Genomic DNA, 2,016 nt, shown 5'->3' on the forward strand with positions numbered 1-2,016 from the left:
ACCGCCGAGCCGGTCAACGGTCTACGAACCCGCATTCACGGCAACCTGCATCTGGCGAAAATCCTGCTAGTCGCGGATGATTTCCTGCTCACCGGCTTCGAAGGCGACATGACGTTGCCGCTGGCTGAACGGCGGCAAAAAGAATCGCCGTTGCATGACGTGGCCAGCGTGCTGATTTCATTCCGTTACGCGCGCACTGTCGCGTTGGAGCATGCAATCGTGCACCGGCCTGAGCTACGCGAACGGCTCGAACCCGACTTGGGGCAGTGGCTGACGCTAACGACACGTGCGTTCCTGCAGGGTTATCGGCGCAGTGTGATTGAAGCAGGGGTGTTGCCGTCGGATGAGGCAGCTGCGCAGCGACTGCTCAAGTTGTTCATGGTCATCCGCTCGGTGCACGCCTTGCGTGGCGAGTTGGAGCGGCGTCCTGAAATGGTGTCCGCGGCCATCGACACGCTGTTGGAACAGACGCGGTCATCCATCGAGTACGGTTGAGCGTTAACTGAAACTCTGCGTGGTGTAGAGCCACACCTGCATGTCGGCTGGCCAGAAATCCACTGGCCAGCCGGCTTTCAATTTCAAATGACGGATGAACTGCGAAGCGTCCGGGAGTTGCTCCCAGACAGCGGGTAGAAACGTGCTGCGTCGAGCGCCGACCTGCAGGATCACACCGTCGATGCCTGGCCTCAGCACTTCCAGCAACTCGAGCTGATCGCGTACGGCGCAGCGGACCGGCTCGCTCAATACTGAGATCTCAATGCCTGTGTCGATCCATTCGGCCGGGGTCAGCGCAGGAAATCTGGGATCGGCGAACGCCGATGCCCATGCGTTGTTCCAAACATCCGCATGCAGCGGTCGTGTGGCTTCGATGCTGCCGCAGCAGCCGCGCAGTTCTTCTCCAATGCGCAACGTCACGAACGACGCGCCCGGACGATTCAATTCTGGTGACGCTGGCTCGCCGCGATAGGCAGCCAGTTCGCCTCCAGGCAAAGCGGCTTGTATCGATGCTCGCGCCAGCGCGAGCAGTTCAGAGCGTTGTGCCAGGTCCAGACTCATGGACAGACTCATGGAATCCGAAGGCTCCGTAACCCACCACTCGATCCCGATCGCCGGCCGTGTCGCCGGAATTGCAGCGAGCTATCTCCTGGATTTGCGCACCACGCTGGCGAGCGAGAATAGACAAACCGTTGATGCCGATGCAGCCGCACGCTTGCTCGCCGGTCAGCGTCGGATCGTTGCGCTGAATCGCGGCGCTGGTTTCCGAATCGATGGCGCGTGCTTGGTCGTACGGCAAGTAATGACTCAAGTCGGAGCTGACCAGCAGCAATGTTTGTTCATCGCCCCACACTGCCGCGAGCGCGCCGGCAACAGTCGGCGGTGCTGTCGAGCCCAGTGCAATCGGCAGTAGCGTGAAATCATCGAACAGCATTTGCAGGAACGGCAGCTGAACTTCCAGACTGTGCTCGCTTGCATGCGGCGCATCGGATTCGACCACTTGCTCATCGGCAAGCACGCGCGCCTTGAGCTCGCGATCTATGGGAATCGCCCCCAGCGGTGTCTGGAAAATTTCGGCCGCGGGCACTGCCATGCCGCGCAGATAGACGCGATGACTGGGACCGATGAGCACGATGCGTCGAATTTGCCGACGCAGAGGTGCGACCTGCGAGTACGCGGCAGCAGCGATCGCGCCTGAATAGATATAGCCCGCGTGCGGCACGATCAAAGCTTTAGGAGTTGGGCCAGCGACAATCGCAGCCTGTGCTAAATACGCCGATACCGCATCCCGCAGTTCCGTCGCGTCGCCGGGATAAAACAGGCCGGCAACGGCTGGCGGTCGGACCCTGCTGTTCACGTTTCCCGCGCTCCTGGTTAGGCGCATGATGCCGAACGAGCGCTAATGTATACCCCTGTGTCCGCGGTGATGAAAGACGAAACCAGTAAGCATTGGCCGACCAGGTACTGGCACGTGCTGGAGGATGGGCGTGTTCAGTGCGACGTTTGTCCGCGCGAATGTCG

At 60.7% G+C, this 2,016-nt stretch carries 2 protein-coding genes and 1 pseudogene; 1 reads left to right on the plus strand and 2 read right to left on the minus strand.

The window, feature by feature from the left end; translation table 11 throughout:
* Window positions 1–495: pseudogene (locus tag JNL55_RS18890) on the plus strand (alpha-amylase); the annotation flags it as partial.
* A 3-nt stretch (window positions 496–498) separates the two neighbouring features.
* Here the strand turns inward: JNL55_RS18890 and amrA are convergent.
* Window positions 499–1,056, minus strand: coding sequence for an AmmeMemoRadiSam system protein A (amrA, locus tag JNL55_RS18895; protein ID WP_293857132.1), 558 nt, complete (start codon window positions 1,054–1,056; stop codon window positions 499–501).
* Window positions 1,028–1,852, minus strand: a complete 825-nt coding sequence (amrB, locus tag JNL55_RS18900) for an AmmeMemoRadiSam system protein B (RefSeq protein ID WP_293857135.1) — start codon at window positions 1,850–1,852, stop codon at window positions 1,028–1,030. Before amrB ends, amrA begins: the two co-directional genes overlap by 29 nt.
* Between the last annotated feature and the right edge of the window lie 164 nt (window positions 1,853–2,016).

This window comes from Steroidobacter sp. (genome assembly GCF_016790065.1).
Classification (GTDB): Bacteria; Pseudomonadota; Gammaproteobacteria; order Steroidobacterales; family Steroidobacteraceae; genus Steroidobacter.

Bases quoted from the DNA above. Each gene is read 5' to 3' on its own strand.
- amrA (WP_293857132.1), bottom strand. From the start codon at position 1,056: ATGAGTCTGGACCTGGCACAACGCTCTGAACTGCTCGCGCTGGCGCGA.